At 72.7% G+C, this 20,163-nt stretch carries 18 protein-coding genes; 5 read left to right on the forward strand and 13 right to left on the reverse strand.

Annotated elements, in window-relative coordinates:
* Nucleotides 1-303, forward strand: a 303-nt coding sequence (locus ACTUAL_RS07175; protein ID WP_440899695.1) for a LysM peptidoglycan-binding domain-containing protein, incomplete at its 5' end; no start/stop codon positions are given.
* A 336-nt stretch (nucleotides 304-639) separates the two neighbouring features.
* Here ACTUAL_RS07175 and ACTUAL_RS07180 read toward each other — a convergent pair.
* The 5 genes from ACTUAL_RS07180 to ACTUAL_RS07200 form a co-directional block, all read right to left on the reverse strand.
* Nucleotides 640-1,065, reverse strand: coding sequence for a molybdenum cofactor biosynthesis protein MoaE (locus ACTUAL_RS07180; RefSeq protein WP_012783098.1), 426 nt, complete (start codon nucleotides 1,063-1,065; stop codon nucleotides 640-642).
* Nucleotides 1,062-1,544, reverse strand: a complete 483-nt coding sequence (locus ACTUAL_RS07185) for a MogA/MoaB family molybdenum cofactor biosynthesis protein (protein WP_096497560.1) — start codon at nucleotides 1,542-1,544, stop codon at nucleotides 1,062-1,064. The genes ACTUAL_RS07180 and ACTUAL_RS07185 overlap by 4 nt, the downstream gene beginning before the upstream one ends.
* Nucleotides 1,541-2,014 carry a cyclic pyranopterin monophosphate synthase MoaC gene (moaC, locus tag ACTUAL_RS07190; RefSeq protein WP_012783096.1) on the reverse strand — a complete coding sequence of 158 codons (474 nt, stop codon included), beginning with the start codon at nucleotides 2,012-2,014 and terminating at the stop codon, nucleotides 1,541-1,543. The genes ACTUAL_RS07185 and moaC overlap by 4 nt, the downstream gene beginning before the upstream one ends.
* Nucleotides 2,015-2,426: 412 nt before the next feature.
* Nucleotides 2,427-3,830, reverse strand: coding sequence for an NAD-dependent malic enzyme (locus ACTUAL_RS07195; RefSeq protein ID WP_440899696.1), 1,404 nt, complete (start codon nucleotides 3,828-3,830; stop codon nucleotides 2,427-2,429).
* A 105-nt stretch (nucleotides 3,831-3,935) separates the two neighbouring features.
* A complete protein-coding gene (locus ACTUAL_RS07200; RefSeq protein WP_096491303.1) occupies nucleotides 3,936-4,121 on the reverse strand; it encodes a hypothetical protein in 186 nt (61 codons plus the stop codon).
* Nucleotides 4,122-4,186: 65 nt separating this feature from the next.
* Here ACTUAL_RS07200 and ACTUAL_RS07205 point away from each other — a divergent pair, with 65 nt between their 5' ends.
* Nucleotides 4,187-6,430: a helicase-associated domain-containing protein gene (locus ACTUAL_RS07205; RefSeq protein WP_440899697.1), complete on the forward strand. Its 2,244-nt coding sequence runs from the start codon at nucleotides 4,187-4,189 to the stop codon at nucleotides 6,428-6,430.
* Nucleotides 6,431-6,546: 116 nt separating this feature from the next.
* On the forward strand, nucleotides 6,547-8,211 hold the full coding sequence (locus ACTUAL_RS07210; RefSeq protein WP_440899698.1) for a hypothetical protein: 1,665 nt from the start codon (nucleotides 6,547-6,549) through the stop codon (nucleotides 8,209-8,211).
* Nucleotides 8,212-8,302: 91 nt separating this feature from the next.
* Here ACTUAL_RS07210 and ACTUAL_RS07215 read toward each other — a convergent pair whose 3' ends face one another.
* Genes ACTUAL_RS07215 through ACTUAL_RS07230 form a run of 4 tightly spaced genes read right to left on the reverse strand, consistent with a single transcriptional unit; the run spans nucleotide 8,303 to nucleotide 13,300 of the window.
* On the reverse strand, nucleotides 8,303-8,911 hold the full coding sequence (locus ACTUAL_RS07215) for a GTP-binding protein (RefSeq protein ID WP_012783091.1): 609 nt from the start codon (nucleotides 8,909-8,911) through the stop codon (nucleotides 8,303-8,305).
* Nucleotides 8,892-9,638, reverse strand: a complete 747-nt coding sequence (locus ACTUAL_RS07220) for a DUF742 domain-containing protein (RefSeq protein WP_041836526.1) — start codon at nucleotides 9,636-9,638, stop codon at nucleotides 8,892-8,894. Before ACTUAL_RS07220 ends, ACTUAL_RS07215 begins: the two co-directional genes overlap by 20 nt.
* Nucleotides 9,639-9,665: 27 nt before the next feature.
* Entirely contained in the window at nucleotides 9,666-10,085 is a 420-nt protein-coding gene (locus ACTUAL_RS07225) for a roadblock/LC7 domain-containing protein (RefSeq protein WP_012783089.1), read from the reverse strand.
* Nucleotides 10,082-13,300, reverse strand: coding sequence for a nitrate- and nitrite sensing domain-containing protein (locus tag ACTUAL_RS07230; protein WP_440899699.1), 3,219 nt, complete (start codon nucleotides 13,298-13,300; stop codon nucleotides 10,082-10,084). The genes ACTUAL_RS07225 and ACTUAL_RS07230 overlap by 4 nt, the downstream gene beginning before the upstream one ends.
* Nucleotides 13,301-13,769: 469 nt before the next feature.
* On the opposite strand from ACTUAL_RS07230, the gene ACTUAL_RS07235 reads away from it, so the two are divergent.
* Nucleotides 13,770-14,771 (forward strand): ABC transporter substrate-binding protein, encoded by a 1,002-nt coding sequence (locus ACTUAL_RS07235; protein WP_096491300.1) that lies wholly within the window; start codon nucleotides 13,770-13,772, stop codon nucleotides 14,769-14,771.
* Between the two features lie 64 nt (nucleotides 14,772-14,835).
* Here the strand turns inward: ACTUAL_RS07235 and ACTUAL_RS07240 are convergent, their stop codons facing one another.
* The 3 genes from ACTUAL_RS07240 to ACTUAL_RS07250 all read right to left on the reverse strand — a co-directional run bounded on the left by ACTUAL_RS07240 (nucleotide 14,836) and on the right by ACTUAL_RS07250 (nucleotide 17,071).
* Complete coding sequence (locus tag ACTUAL_RS07240) at nucleotides 14,836-15,936, reverse strand: LppU/SCO3897 family protein (protein WP_440899700.1); 1,101 nt, start codon at nucleotides 15,934-15,936, stop codon at nucleotides 14,836-14,838.
* A gap of 90 nt (nucleotides 15,937-16,026) precedes the next feature.
* Nucleotides 16,027-16,485, reverse strand: a complete 459-nt coding sequence (locus tag ACTUAL_RS07245) for an LppU/SCO3897 family protein (RefSeq protein WP_096491298.1) — start codon at nucleotides 16,483-16,485, stop codon at nucleotides 16,027-16,029.
* A gap of 55 nt (nucleotides 16,486-16,540) precedes the next feature.
* Complete coding sequence (locus tag ACTUAL_RS07250; protein ID WP_440899701.1) at nucleotides 16,541-17,071, reverse strand: LppU/SCO3897 family protein; 531 nt, start codon at nucleotides 17,069-17,071, stop codon at nucleotides 16,541-16,543.
* 124 nt (nucleotides 17,072-17,195) lie between these two features.
* Here ACTUAL_RS07250 and ACTUAL_RS07255 point away from each other — a divergent pair, with 124 nt between their 5' ends.
* The gene (locus ACTUAL_RS07255; protein WP_440899702.1) at nucleotides 17,196-18,848 is read left to right on the forward strand and encodes a DNA repair helicase XPB; all 1,653 of its coding nucleotides are present in this window, start codon (nucleotides 17,196-17,198) and stop codon (nucleotides 18,846-18,848) included.
* Nucleotides 18,849-19,079: 231 nt separating this feature from the next.
* On the opposite strand, the gene ACTUAL_RS07260 is transcribed toward ACTUAL_RS07255, so the two are convergent.
* Nucleotides 19,080-20,018 carry an o-succinylbenzoate synthase gene (locus ACTUAL_RS07260; RefSeq protein ID WP_440899703.1) on the reverse strand — a complete coding sequence of 313 codons (939 nt, stop codon included), beginning with the start codon at nucleotides 20,016-20,018 and terminating at the stop codon, nucleotides 19,080-19,082.
* Nucleotides 20,019-20,163 lie beyond the last annotated feature (145 nt).

Here is a 20,163-nt window from a genome sequence, read left to right on the forward strand (position 1 = left end):
GGCGGCGCGGCCCCGGCGCGCACCGCGCCCGCGCCCCAGCAGGCGGCGCCCGCGCCCCAGCAGCAGTCGGCGCCGCAGAAGCGCGCGACGGCCCCCGTGCAGCAGCAGGCGGCCCCCGTGGTCGTGGCGCTGCCCCAGAGCAACCCGAACGGCGACTACGAGATCAAGGCGGGGGACACCCTGTCGAAGATCGCCTCGGAGCTGAAGGTCGAGGGCGGGTGGGCCAAGCTGCACGAGCTGAACAAGCAGTACATCCCGAACGCCGACCTGATCATGTCCGGCATGAAGATCGCGACCAAGTGATCGCTCCTCGCTCACGCGGAGCGTGAGCGAGAACCCTCGCCGATGGCGCAGCCGAGGCGAGCCGGCCGGCAAGCAGCCAGACCCGCAGGCCCCGGTGACGGCGGCCCTGCGACGCAGCGGAACCCCCGACGCCCTCTCCCTCGTGCGGCGTCGGGGGTTCCCGCCTTCCTGGGGTTTCCGCTCAGCTCGCCCGACGCGCAGCCGTTCTCCGGAGTGCGCCCGCCGAGCAGGAGACCCCCACTTCGGGCGCGTCCGGTCCCCACCGCACACCCCGCACGTGAACCGCGTCGCGAGCGCGACCTCGGCGAGATCCTCCGAGGCCGCGCTCCTGGCGGTTCAGGGGCAGTTGACCCACTCGTCGCTGCCGTCGGCGAAGACCTGCCGCTTCCACACCGGGAGCCTGCGCTTCACCTCGTCCACGAGCTCCGAGCACACCGCGAACGCCGCGCCCCGGTGCGCCGCCGAGACGGCCACCGCCAGCGCCACGTCGCCGATCGCCAGCGGGCCCACGCGGTGCGACACCGCGACCGCGCGGACGCCCTCGAAGCGCCCGGCCACGTCCGACACCACCTCGGCCACGACGTCACCCGCGCTCGGGTGCCCGTGGTACTCCAGCTCCCGCACCGACCGCCCGTGGTCGTGGTCGCGCACGACGCCGGAGAACGTCACCACCGCCCCCGCCGAGGCGTGCTCCACGAGCTTCGCGTGCTCGTCGACCGAGATCGGGTCCTCGGTCACGGCCGCCCGCAGCACCTCGGTCACCGGTGATCACCTCCACCAACCTGCTCGACCGCGTGCTCCAGCACGGCGTCGAGCACCGCCAAACCGTCCTTCACCCCGCCGGTGGATCCCGGCAGGTTCACCACCAGTGTGCGTCCGGCGACCCCGGCGACGCCGCGCGAGAGCACCGAGCCGGGCACGGCGGGCCAGCCCGACATCCGGATGGCGTCGGCCAGTCCGGGGACCTCGAAGTCCAGCACCGACCGGGTCGCCTCGGGCGTGCGGTCGGTGGGGCTGATGCCGGTGCCGCCGGTGGTGATCACCACCGCGACCCCGTCGGCGACCGCCGCGCGCAGCGCCTCGGCCACCGGCTCGCCGTCCGGCACGACCGCCGGGTCCGGCACGGCGTAGCCGCGCTCGCGCAGCCACCCGACGATCAGCGGCCCGCCCCGGTCGGCGTACACCCCGGCCGAGGCCCGGTTGGACGCCGTCACCACGCGGGCCGCCCTCGGCGCGCTCACGCGGGGCGCTCCCACAGGCCGGTCTTGCCGCCCTCCTTGCGCTCGACCCGCACCGCGTCCATGCTCGCGGCCGGGTCGACGGCCTTCACCATGTCGTGCAGCGCGAGCCCGGCGACGGACACGGCGGTCAGCGCCTCCATCTCCACGCCGGTCCGGTCGGCGGTGCGCACGGTCGCGGTGACCCGCACCTCGGCCTCGCCCAGCTCCAGGTCGACCTTGACGCCCGACAGCGCGATGGGGTGGCACAGCGGCACCAGCTCCGAGGTGCGCTTGGCGGCCATGATCCCGGCGATGCGGGCGGTGGCCAGCGCGTCGCCCTTGGGCAGGTCGTCGGCGGCCAGCAGGCGCACGACCTCGGCCGTGGTGCGCAGCACCCCGGTGGCCACGGCGGTGCGGGCGGTGGCCGGCTTGTCGGTGACGTCGACCATGCGCGCCGCGCCGCTCGCATCGATGTGGGTGAACTGGCTCATGGCCCGATGCTAGGCAACACCACCCGCGCACCCCGCCACCGACCTGCCCTCCGGGCCCGCGCGTCCCCGGACCGGTCGACACCGGAAGGGGGAGCGCCGCCCCGCGCCGTCCACTTCGGACCCCGGCCCGCCGAACCCGCAGGCGGCCGGGACGCGGCCCCGCCGGGCGCACCGGACCCGAACGCGCGCCGCCGGGACACCGCCCCGCCGAACGCACCGCACCCGGACACGCGTCCCCAGGATGCTGCCCAGCCGAACGCACCGGACCCGAACGCACCGGACCCGAACGCGCCACCGAGCCTCGCCCCGTCCGACCACTCGCCCCACGAACGCACGTCGCCGGGGCGCCCGAGGGCACCCCGGCGACGTGGTCGCACCGCCGAACCGGGCCGAGCCCGGTCCCGGCCCCGGCTCAGGCCCGCTCGGCCGCCTTCAGCTCGGCCGCGACCTTGCGCACGGCCTCCGCCACGGCGGGCGCGACCGTGGTGTCGAACACGCTCGGCACGATGAACGACGCGTTCAGCCGGTCCCCGTCCACCACGTCCGCGATAGCCGTGGCGGCGGCCAGCATCATCTCGTCGGTGATGGTGTTGGCGTTCGCGTCGAGCAGCCCCCGGAACACGCCGGGGAACGCCAGGACGTTGTTGATCTGGTTCGGGAAGTCGCTGCGCCCGGTGGCCACGACGGCGGCGTGCTTCTGCGCCTCCATCGGGTCGATCTCCGGGTCCGGGTTGGCCAGCGCGAACACGATCGCGTCGCTGTTCATGGTCGCGACCTGCTCGGCCCCGAACAGGTTCGGCGCGGAGACGCCGATGAACACGTCCGCGCCCACGAGCGCGTCGTGCAGCCTGCCGGAGACGTTCTCCTTGTTCGTGGTGTCCGCGATGGACGCCAGGTTCGGGTCCATGCCCGGCCGGTCGCGGTGCACGATGCCGTCCACGTCGACCGCGACGACGTCGCCGGGGGCCTGCTTGAGCAGCAGGCGGATGATCGCCGAGCCCGCCGCGCCGACGCCGCAGACCACGATCTTGCACTCGGAGATGTCCTTGCCGACCACGCGCAGCGCGTTGCGCAGGGCGCCGACGACGACGATCGCCGTGCCGTGCTGGTCGTCGTGGAACACCGGGATGTCGAGCTTCTCCCGCAGCCGGGCCTCGATCTCGAAGCAGCGCGGCGCGGCGATGTCCTCCAGGTTGATGCCGCCGTACACCGGGGCGATCAGCTCGACGGCGCGGATGATCTCCTCGGTGTCCTGGGTGTCCAGGCAGACCGGCCAGGCGTCGACGCCCGCGAACTTCTTGAACAGCGCCGCCTTGCCCTCCATCACCGGCAGCGCGGCGGCGGGGCCGAGGTTGCCCAGGCCCAGCACGGCGGAGCCGTCCGTGACGACCGCCACGGTGTTGCGCTTGATGGTGAGGCGGCGCGCGTCCTCGGGGTTCTCCGCGATGGCCTGGCACACGCGGGCGACGCCGGGCGTGTAGGCGCGGGAGAGGTCGTCGCGGTTGCGCAGCGGCACCTTCGACGAGATCTCGATCTTGCCGCCGAGGTGGACCAGGAAGGTCCGGTCGGAGACCTTGCGCACGACGATCCCCGGCAGCTGCTCCAGGGTGTCGGTGATGTCCTTGGCGTGGTTCGCGGACAGCGCGTTGCAGGTGAGGTCGATGATCACCCGGTCGTTGTGGGACTCCACGACGTCGAACGCGGTGATGACGCCACCAGCCCGGCCGACGGCGGAGGTCAGGTCTCCCGCAGCGCTCGCCGAGGGCGGCGCCTCCAGGCGAACGGTGATCGAGTAACCAGGGCCGGGGACCGGCATCGGGAATCCTCCGAGTTCGGGGCTGCTCAAACTGGTGAGCGAGAGTAGCCCCGACCGGTTTCCGGAACGCGCGCGGCTCGCGTTCGCCGCGCGCGAACCGGCCTTCTAGCGGTTGATCGTGGTGCTCGGGTGGTGGTAGCCGAGCTCCTCCGGCGGGCGGGGGAACGTGGTGCCGCCGAACGGGGACAGCGCGCCCTGCATGTCGCTGGCCAGCTCGCTCACGGCGTGCTTGTGGCCGGCGGGCGCCTCCGGCCATTGGGGGTCGATTCGCTCCGGGCGGGCCTTGGCCACGATTCCTCCTCGGTGGTGCCTACGTCGTGGTCAAGTGTGCCCCACCGGCATATACCGTGGTGAAGATGTCCGGCACCACGCTCGCCGACTGGTTGCGCGACCAGGCCGACCCGGTCCTGGTCGCGCTGCTGCGCGCCCGCCCCGACCTGGCCACTCCCCCGCCCGCCGACACCTCGGTGCTGGCCACCCGGCTGGGGTCCCGCTCCTCGGTCGCGCGGGCCTGCGAGGACCTGGACTCGCTGGCGCTGACCGCGCTGGAGGCGCTGCTGGTGCTGGACGCCGACCGCGCCCCGGTCCCGATCTCCGCGCTGCGCGCCCTGTTCAAGCCGCACCGGGTGACGGTCGCCCGACCGGTGGCGCTGCTGCGCTCGCGCGGGCTGCTGTGGGGCCCGGACTCCGCGCTGCGCGTCCCGGCCTCGGCCCGCGACGCGGTCTCGCCGTTCCCGTGCGGCCTCGGCCGCTCGGTGCCGTCGCTGGCGGGCGCGGACCTGTCCGGGCTGGACGAGGGCGAGACTCGGGTGCTGGCCGCGCTGGCGACCGGGCGGCCGACCGGTCAGACCAAGGACGCCGCGCACGTGGTGTCGCTGGAGCGGGCGACCAGCCCGATCCAGAAGCTGCTGGCGCGCGGCCTGCTGGTGCGCCGCGACCAGTCCACCGTGGAGCTGCCCCGCGAGGTGGGGCTGGCCGTGCGCGGCGACCGGCCGCTCGGGGACCTGGTCGCCGAGGAGCCCGCGCTGCGCACCCAGGCGCACGACCCCGGCCGGGTGGACGGCCCCGGCGCGGGCGCGGTGCTGGAGCTGGTCAGGCACGTGGAGGGGCTGGTCGCGGCCTGGTCGCAGGAGCCGCCCGCCGTGCTGCGCTCCGGCGGGCTGGGCGTGCGCGAGCTGCGCCGGGTGGCCAAGGACCTGGACGTGACCGAGGAGCGGGCCGCGCTGCTGGTGGAGCTGGCGGTGTCCGCGGGCCTGGTCGGCGACAGCGCGGGCCTGGAGCCGGAGTGGGTGCCGACCGCGCAGGCGGACCCGTGGCTGGCCGCCGGGCCCGAGCAGCGCTGGGCGGTGCTCGCGCAGGCCTGGCTGGAGCTGGGCAGGCTGCCGGGGCTGGTCGGCGGGCGCGACGACCGCGACCGGCTGCTGAACCCGCTGGCCCCCGAGCTGGCGCGGGCCGCCGCCCCCAAGGACCGCAGGCGGGTGCTGGAGGCGCTGGCCGAGCTGGAGCCGGGCACCGCCGCGCCGGACGTGGCCGGGCTGGCCGCGACGCTGGCCTGGCGGGCGCCCCGGCGCGGCGGGAGGCTGCGCGACGAGCTGGTGCGCTGGACCGTCGAGGAGGGCACGGCGCTGGGCGTGCTCGCGCTCGGCGCGGTGACCGGCGCGGGTCGCGCGCTGCTCGGCGAGGGCGCGGCGGCGGCGGCGAAGCGGCTGGCCGACGCGCTGCCCGACCCGGTCGACCACGTGCTGGTGCAGGCCGACCTGACCGTGGTGGCCCCCGGCAGGCTGGAGCCGGAGCTGGCCGAGGAGATGGCGCTGGTCGCCGACGTCGAGTCGGCCGGGCACGCCACCGTGTACCGGGTGGACGAGCGGACCGTGCGGCGGGCGCTCGACTCCGGGCGCACCGCCGACGACCTGCACGAGCTGTTCCGCTCCCGCTCCCGCACGCCCGTCCCCCAGTCGCTGACCTACCTGGTGGACGACACCGCCCGCAAGCACGGGCGGCTGCGCGGCGGCCCCGCCGGGTCGTTCCTGCGCTGCGACGACCCGGTGCTGGTGGCCGAGGTGCTCGCGCACCCCGCGTCGGACGCGCTGGAGCTGCGCCGGATCGCGCCGACCGTGCTGGTGTCGCCGCTGCCGCTGGCCGAGGTGCTGGCCGGGCTGCGCGGCGCGGGCTTCGCGCCGGTCGCCGAGGACGCGGGCGGGCAGGTGGTCGACCTGCGCGCGGGCGGGCGGCGGATCACCGGCCGGGGCAGGCGGAAGTCGCCGCCCCCTCCGACGGCCTCGCCGGAGCAGCTGGCGGAGCTCGTCCGGCAGCTCCGGGCGGGCGATCGGGCGGCCACGACTACCGCGGGTGCACGGGTGACGGTTCCAGGGAACCTCGGATCGGGGCCGTCGGCGACCTTGGCGGTGCTCCAGCAGGCCGCCCGAGAGGGCGGCGAGGTGCTGGTGGACTTCGTGGACGGGCACGGCACCGCCGCAAGCCGGGTGATAAAGCCGCAGGTGGTGGGTGGTGGAGTCCTGGAGGGGGTGGACGTCGGCTACGGAGAGGTGCGGCGCTTCCCGCTGCACCGGATCACCTCGGTGGCGATCGTCCACAAGTGACGGTCAGTCATCCCTGATCGACGGAACTTGATCACCCTCCGGTGATCGCCACTACCTCTAGCGTCTGAACGGGCGTTCCCGTGCGCCCAAACAGACCATTCATGAGGAGTAATCGCATGGCGATCTTCCGAAGGGGAGCGCTCGTGCTCGCGGTTGCCGCCGCGACATGTGCCTTCTCCGCCGGCAACGCCCTGGCCACCCCCGTCGCCCCCGCGGCGTCGACCGGGGACCAGGCCGAGCGGACCGCGCCCGGTGCCACCGAGCGCCTGCTCGACCTGGACGGGGACATCGACCTGTCCCTGTCGCTCGGCGGTGACGACCACTGGTGCCACTGGTGGACCTTGGACGACCTGCAGGACGTGCTCGGCAACGGGTCCCTGTGGTCCGTCGGCGACCTGGAAGACCTGCTCGACGGCGCCACGGTCGTGATCGACCCGTCCGACCTGGACGACCTGCTCGACCAGACCCACGCGGTGGTGAACGTGGGCGACCTGCTCGGCGGCAACGACCTGCTGGGCGACATCGACCTGGACGTCGACGCCGTGCTCGGCTCCGACGGCGGCCTGCTCGACCTGGACGACCTGCTCGGCGACGGTGACGGCCTCCTGGGCGACCTGCTCGGCGACGTCGACCTCGACGCGGTCGTGGACCTCGACCTCGACGGCGGGAACGACGGCCTGCTCGGCGACCTGCTCGACGGCCACGGCGGCCTGCTCGACCTGGGCGACCTGCTGGACATCGACCTCGACGCGGACGTCGACGCCGACCTCAACATCGGCGGCGGCAACGGCGGCCTGATCGTGCTCCCCGGCACCGGCTCGGGCTCCGGCCTGCCGAGCCTGCCCGGCGTCAGCGGCGGTGACAGCACCAGCGGTGGCGACACCGCGCCCGGCACCATCGTGCCCGGCACCGCGCTGCCCGACGCCGTCACCGGCCTGCCCGGCACCGTCACCGACACCGTCGAGGACGTGACCGACGCGGTCAGCGGCATCGGCGAGGTCGCCGGTGACGCGGGCGAGGTCGCGGGCGACCTCACCGACACCGCGGGCGACATCGTGTCCGGCGCGGGCGACCTGGTCTCCGGCGCGGGCGACATCGTCGACACCGCCACCACCGGCGTGCAGGACGTGCTCACCGACACCACCAGCGCCGTGACCAGCGCGACCAACCTGGCCAGCAGCATCGCGCAGGCCGCGACCAACCCGATCACCTCGATCGCGGGCTCGAACCCGGCCACCGCGCCGACCCTGCCCGCCGTCACGGCGCCGACCCTGCCCGCCGCGACCGCTCCCGCCACGACCATCCCGGCCGTGACGAGCACCGTCGGCTCGGTCCTGGGCTCGGTCAAGCCCGTCACCGCCACCGTCTCCGGCAGCGGCTCGCTCACCGGTTCCCTGACCGGCGGCGACTCCAAGGAGGGCGTCCCCGCCCAGCAGCAGCCGGTGGAGCAGGCCGCGGAGGTCGTGCAGCCCGCCGTCGCCGAGGTCGCGCCCGCCGCGACCGACATCGTCATGACCACCACGGCCGCCCCGATGGCCGAGGCGCAGCAGGACGTCGCCGAGGTGGCCTCCGACGGCAGGCTGAGCGCCGCCGAGTGGCTGTGGCTGATCCACCACCACGACCACGACGGTCTGCTGGGCGACCTGCTCGACGACCTGCTCGACCTCGACCTGGACATCGACGCCGACATCGACCTCGGTGGCCACGGCCACGGCGGCCTGCTGGGCCTGGGCGGCCACCACGGCGGCCTGCTCGGCGGCCTGCTGAACATCGGCGGCTGAGGAACGAGCCGTCAGAACGGCTAGAACCGCTAGAACGCTGAAGGGCGGCTCCCCCGGTGGGGAGCCGCCCTTCAGGCCGTCAGGAGCCGGTTCAGCCCGCGCGAACGGACATCCACTGGCGCATCGCGTGCTCGACCAGCGTGATGAGCGTCTGCTTGGTCGACTGCCGGTTGCGGGCGTCGCAGGTGACGATCGGGACCGACTGGTCGATCGTCAGTGCCTCGCGGACGTCCTCGATGCGGTGGTGGAGCAGACCGTCGAAGCAGTTGACCCCGACGACGTACGGCAGCTGCCGGTCGTCGAAGAAGTCGATCGAAGCGAACGCGTCGGCCAGCCTGCGGGTGTCGACCAGCACGATGGCGCCGATGGCGCCCCGCACGAGGTCGTCCCACATGAACCAGAAGCGGTGCTGACCGGGCGTACCGAACAGGTACAGGATCAGGTCGCTGTCCAACGAGACCCGGCCGAAGTCCATCGCGACCGTGGTGGTGACCTTGTTGGGCGTTGCGGAGAGGTCGTCGACCCCCGCACTGGCCTCCGTCATCACCGCCTCGGTGGTCAGCGGCACGATCTCCGACACGGAGCCGACGAACGTCGTCTTGCCCACGCCGAAGCCGCCGGCCACCACGATCTTCGCGGAGGTCGTAGGCTTCCGTGCGCCTTCTGCGGCGGCGTTGGGGCTAGAGCCTGCGAAGCCCACTGAGCACCCTCTCAAGGAAATCGATGGACGGCTTGTCCCCCACAACCATGCCGCCCTGGTGAATCAAAACCAAACCCATGCTGGCCATGTCGCCGATGAGCACCCGCGCCACGCCCAGCGGAAGCCGGAGCAGCGCGGCGACCTCGGCCACCGACCTGGTGTCGGTGCACAGCCCGCAGATGGAGCGGTGCTCGGGGAGCACCGCCGCGTCGCGCTCGAGTCCTCGTTCGCTGGTGGAGATCAGCGCCTCGATCGCCAGGTCGTAGTCGGGCCGGGTTCGGCCGCCGGTCCGGGTGTACGGGCGGACCAACGAGCCTGATTCGGCCGCCGGGTGCTCCTCCTGTCGCACGACCGGCTGAGGTCCGGTTGTGTACGGGAGCTGCTCCGGCACGCTCTCGGGCAAGCCGTGGGCACCGAACAGGTCGGCACCCGGACCTCCGAACAGGCCGCTGCCGTACCCGTCGATGTCGAATCGGTTGGGAACGTCGTCGTAGTCGTACGACGAGTCTTCAACCTCACGCTGAGCCATATCGCCTTGCCCCTGCTCTGTTCCTTCGTCCCGTGCTCTTCGGGCCTGCTCCGCCCACGGGCTGGGTGCGTCCTCGGCTTCCTCGTCCTGCGTGGGATGAGCATCCGGCTCCACGAACCGGAATCCGCCGGTCGCCCACTCCTGGTAGTTGAAGTTCCTACCGAAGGCACGGCCGTCAGCGCCAGATCGTTCAGCCATTTACTCACCCCCACGATCTCATGAGGTCTACCGCCGAACCACGCCCTGGAGCTGCGCGCGCAGCTCCGGGGTGAGCTGCTGGCCGACTCGCTCGACCAGCAGGGTCATCTCGTAGGCGACCAGACCGATGTCGCAGTTCGGGGCTGCGAGCACCGCGAGGCAGGAGCCGTCGCTGATGGACATCAGGAACAGGTAGCCCCGCTCCATCTCCACCACGGTCTGGTTCACCGTGCCCGCCTCGAAGCACCTGGCGGCGCCTGTGGTGAGGCTCACCAGGCCAGAGGCCACAGCGGAGAGCTGCTCGGCGCGGTCCCTCGGCAGTCCCTGGGAGCCGGCGAGCAGAAGCCCGTCCGCCGACACCACAACGGAATGCGCGACGCCGGGAACCCGACGCACGAAGTCGGTGATAAGCCAACCAAAGCTTCCTGGCTGAGCTGCGGTCGTCACTCCTGCTCCTCGTCTTGCCGGCTCGACATGTCACCAGCGTAAGCGTCGATCAGCGCGTGCCGCCCCCGACGGACGCCCTGCTGAAGACTGGACATGCGTCCACGAATGACATCTGCCGATCGTGGTGGCAGCGGGGGCTGCTGCGGTTGCTGCGTCGCGCCCGCGAGGGGCGCGGCGCTGCCCGGCACAAGCTGAGCCTTGGGCTTCCGCTTCGGGAGCCCTGCCTGCGTCGTGGCGTCGGGGGTGCTGCTGAGCAGGGACTGCGCGGCCTGCCAGCCCTCGTCCGCGGGCGACTGCCAGACGGACGCGGGGCTCGCCTTTGCCGCCGGTTCGGCCTGGACGGCCTCCGGCTCGCTCACCCTGCTCGTCTCCAGTGTGCGCTTGGACATGTTGCTCTGCGAACCGGGCTGCCGCTTGGGCAGACCGTTCTCGATGGCGCTGCTCGGGGCGGCGGCTTCCTGGGCCTGCTCCGACACCGGGCGTGGCTTGCGCGTGGGCAGAGGAGCCTCCTCCCGCTGGGGTTCCGGCTGCACATCCTGCCGCGCGGGGCGCGGAGCGGGTGCGGCCGGGGCGGGCGGAACGGCCTGGGTGGTCCCCGCGGACGTCTCGCTTCCCACGGACTGGAACCACTGCGACAGGACGGCCTCGTAGATCGGGAGGCGTTCCGTCGGCGTGTCGTCGACCACGGGCCGCGCGGGCGCGGACGCCCTGGGTGCGCTGCTCCGCTGGAAGACGACCGGTTCCGGCTCGGGCTCGGGCTCCGGCTCGGGCTCCGGTTCCGGCAGCGGCGCGGCGAACGGCGCGAACGCGTTCGCCGAGTCGTCCACGGCCGGGAACTGGGTGGTCTGGTAGCCGTGCTCGTGGTCCGCCTGGGGAGCGTCGCGGTCCTCGTAGGCGGTGAAGAGGGTGGGCGAGCCGAACGTGCCCGTGGGCTCGTTCTGCGCGTCCCGCGCCACCGCGGGGGGCTGCTCCTCGACCATGGGCAGCCAGGACGCCTGGGAGATCTCCGCGGAGGTCTCCTGCGGCACCTCGGCCCGGTAGGGCGCGCGGGTCGCGTCGGCGTCCACGTCGGTCGACATGAAGCTGACCGCCGGGTAGCTGGACTCCTCGTCGTGCCTGGTGGTGACGCCCGCCGTGCCGTTGCCGCCGCCGAAGGCGCCCGCGATGCCGCTGGCGCGCTGGGCGGTGTTCGGGCTCGGGAAGGCGCTCGGGGCCGGTGCGCTGGGCGAGCCGATCAGGTCCGCGCCCATCGGGTGGGCGGTTTGACCGGCCGAGGTGACCAGCGCCTCGGGGACGGTGACGAGCGCGGTGGTGCCGCCCTCGATGTCCTCGTTGCCCCGGAGCCTGACCTTGACGTCGTGCCGCTTGGCCAGCCGCGCGACCACGTACAGGCCCATGCGGCGGGAGACGGCGACGTCGACGTCCGGCGGGTTGGCCAGCCGCTCGTTGGCGTCGCGCAGGTCCTGGTCGCTCATGCCGACGCCGCGGTCCTGGATCTCGATCGCCAGCTCGCCCTTGCGGGTGCGGGCCGTGCGCACGGTGACCTTGGTCACCGGGTCCGAGAAGGCGGTCGCGTTGTCGAGCAGCTCCGCGATCAGGTGCACGAGGTCGTTGACCGCGCGGCCCTGGACGGTGAGCTCCGGGGTCTGGCCGACCTGGACCCTGGCGTACTGCTCGACCTCGGACACCGCGGCGCCGAGGACCTCGGCGACGGGGACCGGGCGGGTGAGCCGCCGGGACAGGTCGGTGCCCGAGAGCACCAGCAGGTTCTCGCTGTTGCGGCGCATCCGCGTCGCGAGGTGGTCCAGCTCGAACAGGCTGGCGAGCTGGTCCGGGTCCTGCTCGTCCTGCTCCAGCCGGTCGATCAGGTTCAGCTGGCGCTCGACGAGCGCCTGCGACCGGCGGGACAGGTTGACGAACATGGCGTTGACGTTGTCGCGGAGCATCGCCTGCTCGGCGGCCAGTCGGACCGCCTCGCCGTGCACCGCGTCGAACGCCCGCGCCACCTGGCCGACCTCTTCGCGCGTGGTGATGGGCACCGGCGCGATGGCGGTCTTGGCGGCCTCCTGCGGGTTCGGGTCGGCGAGGATCTTCTCGACCGCCTCCGGCAGGCCCTTGTCCGCCACGTCGAGCGCCGTGCGGCGCAGCAGGCGCAGCGGGTTGAGGATCGACCGCGCGACGAACAGCGCCATGACGAGGGCCATGAGCAGCGCGCCGAGCACGACGCCGGAGTCGTAGAACGCCGCGGCGCGAGCCTCGCCGGTGCGCTCGTCGCTCAGCCTCTGCAGCTGCTCGATGAGCATGACCTCCACCTGGCGGGTCTTGTTGACCGTCAGGGTGGAGGACACGTCCCAGCCCTTGGGGCTGATGTCGCCGAACCCGCTGGTGGTGCCCGCGAGGTTGAGCGCCGTCTCCTGCATGTTGTTCGCGGTGTCGATGATCTGACCGGTGACGGTGTCGTCGTAGATCTTGGCCTGGTCGGGCGTGGCGGACTTGCGGAAGTCGTTGCGCGCCGCGTCCAGCTCGGCGTTGACGGCCAGGAGGGCGCGCTCCTGGTTGGCCGCGAAGCTGCCGCGCTGGAAGACGTCGAACAGGATGCCGCGCTTCTGCGACTCCTGCTCCTTGATGCGGGCCATCGCGTTCGTGGCCAGGTGGAGCCGTGCCAGCTCGGGGTCGTCGATGCCACCGATGGCCTGCTCGCCAAGGTCGAGGAGGCTCTCGACGGACTCCGAGTAGACGCGCAGGACCGCGTCTGACGGGTACTGCGTCTCGCGGACCGCGCTGCGCAGGCTGTTCAGCCGGGTGAGCTGCTCGGCCGTGCCGCGGAACCGCTCGACCGTCTCCGGGGCCAAGTCCCCGCTCAGGTCGATGATCTTGCTCTTGAGCGTCTCGACCGCGTCGCTCACCCGCACGAGCTGGCGGTCGAGCGCGACGCTCTCGATCTGCTTGCTCGACGCCACATACCACGTGCTGAGGTCGCGCTCGCGCTGGAGCTGGTGCACCAGGTCCGCGACCGCGGTCTCCAACTGCACCTGGTTGGCCAGTCGACTGAACTGCGTGGCGTTCGCCAGGTCGGACTGCACGCGCAGACCGCCGAGGGCGAGCGCCGCCACGGTCGGGATGAGAAGGACAGCCCCCAGCTTGGTGGGCAGGCGCCAGTTCTGCAGCCGCCACGAGGCGGTGCGCGCCTCCCCCTGCCTGACGCCTGTCGTCAACCCGGTTCCCGTTGATTCAGTCACAGTTCCATCACGCAGCGCAGCCAGTCCGTCACCCATTTCGGGGCTTTCGGTACGTGGTGGTTTCCCCACGCCTGACTGGCCGGAACCTCTCTCTCGTCGGGCCACCCTGGGCTTCCTCTTCCAGCAGCAGTGTTCCTCGGCCTCTCCCCAGGACCGAAGCATGGACTCGAAATCGGGCCGAATTGCAGCACATAGGTGGTAGCCCTGGCTAGGCACCCCGCCCCGGCGCCGTCCGCTCCGCACAACTCGCGGTGCAGTGCCACAGAGGCGGATGGTAGTGCCAGCCCCCTACCCTACGGAAGCCTTCGGAAGCACTCACCGTATCGGGTTGGGGCTGTCTTTTCATACCTACGGGTGGTTACCATCCACGAACGTCGACGTTCGTCGACCCAATTCCGTAGATCAAAATAGACCCGTTCCAGAGGTCAACCACCAACGAGGTGCCATGCCTACCCCAGCGCGTGTTCTCCGTCGCGCCGCAGCGCTGATCGTCTGCGCAACGACCCTGTCGGCCTGCGGACTGCTGCCGGGTACCTCCGGGGACGAGACACCCGCTCTCGAGCGCAACACGCTCAGGATCGGTGTCCTGCCCGTGGTCGACGTCGCTCCGCTCAAGCTCGCGCTCAACGACAAGCTCTTCGAGCGCGCCGGGCTCCAGGTCCAGCTGGTGGACGTGAGCAGCGAAGACGAAGGCCTCAAGCAGCTCGACAGCACGCTCGACATCACGTGGGGCAGCCACGTGAAGCTGTTCAGCAAGGTCGCGGAGGGCACCGAGCTCCAGATCCAGGGCGAGGCCTACCAGGCCGGGGCCAACTCGATGGCCCTGGTCACGACGAACCCGCAGTACGACAGCGCGGAGAAGATCAAGGGCAGGTCCGCGAACCGGAAGCCGAAGATCGCGGTGGACAGCACCAAGGACCTCGGCGCGCTGACGACGACGTCGGTGCTCAAGACCGCCGGGATCGAGCAGTCCAGCGTCGAGCTGACCACCATGCCGTTCTCGCAGATGGTCAACGACCTGCGCGCGGACAAGATCCAGGCCGCGTGGATGATCGAGCCGTACATCACCAAGGCCCAGCGCGAGGTCGGCGCGCGCGTCATCACCGACACCGCCACCGGCCCCACCCAGGACTTCCCCATGTCGGGCTACGCGTCGAGCAAGAAGTTCGCCGACGCCAACCCGCAGACCCTCAAGCTGTTCCGCTCGGTCCTGCAGGAGGCCCAGCAGGCCGCCTCGGACAACAAGCTGGCCGTGCAGGACGTCCTGACCAGCTACATCGACGTGGACCAGCAGACCGCGGCGCTCGTGTCGATCGGCACCTTCCCGGTGTCGCTCAACTCGGTGCGGCTCCAGCGCGTCGCGGACATGATGGACACCGCCGACGTGCTGGTGGGCAAGCTGGACGTGCAGGTCCTGCTGCCGGAGGGAACGGCCAGCACCGGCTGATCGCCGTTTCCCCGCGCCATCCCGCCGAGGAGCCCTTCCCGCTGTCCGGAAGGGCTCCTTTGCTTTACGGGTCGGTGATGCACAGGGTGGTCGGCGGCGTCGGGTAGACGCGTGGGTTCTCGTCGAATTCGCAGACGAGTTCGTCAACCGTGCCCGAGTGCGCCTTTGCGACCTTGTAGGTGGCTCCCGAGCCGCAGCGGACCTTTGTGGTCTTGCTGGCGGCGATGCCCCCTTCCTCCTTGAAGCAATCACCGTCCGTGGCGTTCAGCATCAGACAAAGCCGAAAACCCCTGTTGCCCGCTCCCCCTCGGATGTACTCGTCGTAATCACCGGGCGGGCAGCGATCGTCCTCGGGGAGGTTCACGGCGACGCGGTAGGCCGCGTCCCCGGCCGCGCAGTCGACCATTTCCACGTCGGCGCCGTCGCGGCTGACCTCGTTCACCTTGAGGCAGTCGCCCGCCTCGGCCCCCGCCACGGCGGTGCGGCGGTCCTCGCCGCCGAACGACAGGGCCACGACGGCCGCGAGGGGGACGACGGCGGCCAGGGCGAGCACGACCTTGGTGCGGCGCGCCAGGCCGGTCCGGGGCGCCCGCGCCGGGTCGTGGGGGTGTTGTTCCTGGTGGGCCGGCTGCCAGGGCTGGCGGTAGCGGACCTCGGGCGCGGGCGCGCTGCCGGGGCCGAGGGGTTGGACGAGCACCGCGTAACCCAGGGAATCGTCGGACGGCGGTGGTGCTGACCGCTCGTCGCGGTGGAAATCGGGAAATCGCGCGGGGTCCCGCTGACCTGCGAATTCCGATTGGTTGGAAATTCGGCCATTCACTGTGAACGCGGAGTGGTCCGCCGGTTCGCCGGTGAAACCGAACTGCGCGAGGCCGGTGGGCGGGGTCTCCGGCTCGGTTCGCGGGTCGTGCCGCTGGTCGGTCTGCGGGTCGTGCCGCGGCTCGGTTCGCGGGCCGGGGGCCGGGTCGGCCGCGCCGGGCCGGGCGTCGGGGAGCCGGTCGTGGCCGGTCCGCGCACCCCAGGGGGTGTCCTGGGAGGGGAAAGCGGGCTGAGCGGCCCGCTGAGGTGGGTCGACGGCCGGTCCGGGACGCTCCGGCCGCTGCTCGGGCTCCGGCCGCCAGGAGGGCTGCCAGGGGTCTTGCGGGCCTTCTGGGGGCGTGGTCACCGGGTCGTCCTCTCGCGGGGCGGACCCGGAGAACGTATCCCCGACCGGGCGGGGTGGCACGCCTCCCGGCGGCGCGCGCGTGCGGGGTCGCTACCGCGAGTCGGCGGCGCGGGTTGCGCAGAACGCGGTCGAGCGGTCGCCGAGGGTGAGCAGATCACCCTCTTCGCACGGAAATGTGCTGTTTGCCACTTTCAGGATTTTGACCGCCCCAAACGTGTCGCACGTCACCCGGACGAGGCCCATCTGGAGGTCGTCCCGGTAGCAGTGCCCCGCCACCAGGTTGGGTCCGAGGCACACCGCGCCGCCCGCCGTGGGCCGCGCGTCGGAACCGGGGCAGGCGTCCGCGACCTCGGCCACGCCGAGCACCCGCGCGTTCGCCTGCTCCGCCCCGCAGTCCAGCGCCGCGTAGCCGGGGGCGTCCGCCGTGCCGACGAAGCTCGCGCAGTCGCCCGCGCTGGGCAGGTCCTCACCCGCCGTGGGGGCGGCCAGCAGCCAGCCCCCGGCCAGGACCAGCGCCGCCGCGCCGATCAGCCATCCGCTCTCTCTCATGGACGGGGCATCGGCACAATCACTCGGCGCGGTTGAGCGGGTTCACCCCTACCGGTTACAGGTCGGCCGGGACGACGCAGAACGTGATGGGCGGCTCGGGGTAGGACATGCCCGCGCCGTCCGGGCAGCCGGAGGTGTCGGTGGAGCCCTCGATGACCTTGGTCACCTTGATCGTCGCCTCGCCGGTGCAGGCGGACCTGACCAGGCCGCCGAAGCCCCGGTCGTCCGGGCCGTAGCAGGCGCCCTCGACCATGTTCGGCAGCAGGCAGAGCGTGCTGGAGCCCTGGCCGCGCGCCTCGGTGTAGACGCCCTCCTCGGGGCACGGCGCGTCGGCGCCGTCCACGACCTTGCCGACCCGGAAGTTGGCCAGGTCCGCGTCGCAGTCGTCGGGGGTGACCGCGAGCGAGTCGCCGTCCGCGCCGGTGATCCGGACGCACTCGCCCGCCGACGAGCCAGGGCCCGTGAGGGCGTGGACCGCGTACCCCGCGATGGCGAGGACGGCCACCGCGACGGCGGAGACGGCGATGACCTTGCGGTTGGGCGCGGGCCTGCCGCCGGTGTCGTTCCTGGCGTCGTCGCTGCTCATGACCACCTCGGCTGTCGCTGCGCGACCTCGCTGGCCACGGCGCGGGACAGCGTACTTGCGCCCGGCGCGCACACTGGTGGGACGCCCGCACCACACCCCCGCCCCAACCGAGGAGAGCGCGCCCGTGACCGACGGCCCCCTGATCGTCCAGTCGGACAAGACCCTGCTGCTGGAGGTCGACCACCCGGCGGCCGACGAGGCGCGGGCGGCGATCGCGCCGTTCGCCGAGCTGGAGCGGGCCCCCGAGCACGTGCACACCTACCGGGTGACGCCGCTGGCGCTGTGGAACGCGCGGGCCGCCGGGCACGACGCCGAGCAGGTCGTGGACGCGCTGGTGCGGTTCTCCCGCTACCCGGTGCCGCAGCCGCTGCTGGTGGACGTGGTCGACGTGATGGGCCGCTACGGCAGGCTCCAGCTCAGCACGCACCCCGCGCACGGCCTGGTGCTCCAGTCGCTCGACCGGGCGGTGCTGGAGGAGGTGCTGCGGCACAAGAAGATCAAGCCGATGTTCGGCGCGCGGATCGACGACGACACGGTCGTGGTTCACCCGAGCGAGCGAGGCAGGCTGAAGCAGCTGCTGCTCAAGGTCGGCTGGCCCGCGGAGGACTTCGCCGGCTACGTGGACGGCGAGGCGCACCCGATCGACCTGGTCGAGGAGGGCTGGCAGCTGCGCGACTACCAGCGGCTGGCCGCGCAGGCGTTCTGGGCGGGCGGGTCCGGGGTCGTGGTGCTGCCGTGCGGGGCGGGCAAGACGATGGTCGGGGCGGCGGCCATGGCCGAGGCCGGGGCGACCACGCTGATCCTGGTGACGAACACGGTCGCCGGGCGGCAGTGGAAGCGGGAGCTGGTCGCGCGGACCTCGCTGACCGAGGACGAGGTCGGCGAGTACTCGGGCGAGCGCAAGGAGATCCGCCCGGTGACGATCGCCACCTACCAGGTGATCACCCGGAAGTCGAAGGGCGAGTACAAGCACCTGGAGCTGTTCGACTCGCGGGACTGGGGCCTGATCGTCTACGACGAGGTGCACCTGCTGCCCGCGCCGGTGTTCCGGATGACCGCCGACCTCCAGTCGCGGCGGCGGCTGGGGCTGACGGCGACGCTGGTGCGCGAGGACGGGCAGGAGGGGGAGGTGTTCTCCCTGATCGGGCCCAAGCGGTTCGACGTGCCGTGGCGGGACATCGAGGCGCAGGGGTGGATCGCGCCCGCCGAGTGCACCGAGGTGCGGGTGACGCTGACCGACGCCGAGCGGCTCGGGTACGCGACGGCCGAGCCGGAGGAGCGGTACAAGCTGTGCTCGACGGCGCGGACGAAGCTGCCGGTGGTGAAGGCGGTGCTGGACAAGCACCCCGGCGAGCCCGCGCTGGTGATCGGCGCGTACCTGGACCAGCTGGAGGAGCTGGGCGCGGCGCTGGGGGCCCCGGTGGTGCAGGGGGCGACGAAGAACAAGGAGCGCGAGGAGCTGTTCGACGCGTTCCGGCGCGGGGAGCTGAGCACGCTGGTGGTGTCGAAGGTCGCGAACTTCTCGATCGACCTGCCGGAGGCGTCGGTGGCGGTGCAGGTGTCGGGGACGTTCGGGTCGCGGCAAGAGGAGGCGCAGCGGTTGGGGCGGTTGCTGCGGCCGAAGGCGGACGGGCGGCAGGCGCACTTCTACTCGGTGGTCTCGCGGGACACGCTCGACACCGATTACGCGGCGCACCGGCAGCGGTTCCTGGCGGAGCAGGGTTACGCCTATCGGATCGTGGACGCGGATGATCTTCTGGGGCCGAAGATCGGATGATCTTCACCCGTTCAGCGGGGTGACGGCGGCTGTACGGGCTAGCTTTTTCCGCGATTTCGCCGGAAGGGCGGTGAGGCCCCCGGTGGGCGTCCCGCGGAATGTCACGAACGGGACACGTGATCGTTTTCCGGGAAATGACGTCGGGTGATCGGACCGGGGTTCGGCGGGCGGTTCTCCGCGCGCCCGTCGAACCCCCGGATCACCCGCCCCCCTGGATCACCCGCCTGCGGGTCACCCGCGCACGCGCTCGACCCGCGCGAGGCGCTCCCGCCACCGCAGGGCGGTCTCCGGGTCGGCGGCGAACTCCTCGGCGCGGTCCGGGACCGGGGGCGCGGTCGGGACCGGGAGCCAACCGTCGACCGGGACGAGCGAGGCGGTGGCGACGTCGCCGTCGAGCAGGGGCAGGGTGCCGAGGCCGCAGGCGAAGTCCAGCTCGGGCAGCGCGCCCGCGAGCGCGAGCCCGGCCGCCATGCCGACCGAGGTCTCCACCGCCGACGACACCACGCACGGCAGCCCGCACGCCTCGGCCACCCGCAGCGCCCGCCGGACCCCGCCGAGCGGGGCGACCTTGATCACCGCGACGTCGGCCGCGCCCGCGACCGCGACCCGCAGGGGGTCCTCGGCGCGGCGGATCGACTCGTCGGCCGCGATCCGCACGTCCACGCGGCGGCGCACGGCGGCCAGCTCCTCGACGGTGCGGCAGGGCTGCTCGACGTACTCGAGGCCGCCCGCGGCGCGGTCGAGCGCGCGGATGGCGGCGACGGCGGTGTCCACGTCCCAGGCGGCGTTCGCGTCGACCCGCACGGCCCCACCGGGCCCGAGCGCGTCGCGGACCGCCGCGACCCGTTCGAGGTCCTCGGCGAGCGGCGCGCCGGGGTCGGCGACCTTGACCTTGGCGGTGCCGCAGCCGGAGGCGGAGACCAGGGCGTGCGCCCGCTCGGGGGACACGACCGGCACGGTGCAGTTCACCGCGACCCGCTCCCGCACCGGCGCGGGCCACCCCTCCTCGGCCGCCTCGACGGCGCAGGCGAGCCAGGGGGCGCACTCGGCGTCGGAGTAGTCGAGGAAGGCGCAGAACTCCCCCCACCCGCGCTCCCCCTCCAGCAGCACGCCCTCGCGGACGGTGATGCCGCGGAACCGGGTGCGCATGGGGATCGAGTAGACGAGCACCCGCCGATGCTAGAGCGACCGCCGGGACGGCGGGTGGGGGCCACCGCTGGCGGGCTGCCGCTGGTGGACTGCCGACGGCGGGCTGCCGACGGTGGGCTGCCGACGGTGGGCTGCCGACGGCGGGGAACCACCGGCCGCGCCCGGC

This window comes from Actinosynnema sp., assembly GCF_052038725.1.